The organism is Burkholderia sp. HI2714 (assembly GCF_002223085.1).
Lineage (GTDB): Bacteria > Pseudomonadota > Gammaproteobacteria > Burkholderiales > Burkholderiaceae > Burkholderia > Burkholderia lata_D.
On sequence record NZ_NKFM01000184.1, the window covers coordinates 1 to 541 of the forward strand.

The following is a 541-nucleotide window of genomic DNA, read 5'->3' on the forward strand; positions in this document are numbered from 1 at the left end:
TCTGAACCAGGGTCGTCAGTTCGTCGATGGTCGCGATGGCCTTGCCCAGCTCAAGCTCGACACCGTTCGACAGACGCACCTGCAACGCGAGCGTCATCGTCGGGGGGGACGATGTGGGTGATGTCGATGGTGGTGTCGACACGACCGGCACGAATGCAGACGGCGCCTCGAGCCAAGAATGACGGGCCGCCGACTCCCGAGCATCAGCAGGTGCATCGCCGCGCACAGCCCCATCGCCCGATGATCCCTTGACTTGCCGTTGCTGATGGCTCGCAATCCATTTACGTAACTGGTTCGGATTGACGTCGTGATCCATCGCCGTGCGAGCAATCGACACACCGGGCTTCAAACAAAGCTCCACCAGTTCTTGTCGTGCGGCTTCGTCAAATTCGCGTCGGCCGTCTCGCTTCCGGCCAACTACCAGTCTGCTTCGAAGATCCTGTTTTTCTGTCATTGAGGTCTGAGTGAAAGTGTCCACGCGGACACCTAGCTTCTGACCTCTTGCCTCTCATTTGAAGGGCGTCATTTATGGACCGCATAC

The 541-nt window shown here is 58.4% G+C and carries 1 protein-coding gene; it reads right to left on the reverse strand.

What is annotated here, in order from left to right:
- Positions 1–454, reverse strand: a 454-nt coding sequence (locus tag CFB82_RS41825) for a transposase (RefSeq protein WP_089487989.1), incomplete at its 3' end; no start/stop codon positions are given.
- Positions 455–541 lie beyond the last annotated feature (87 nt).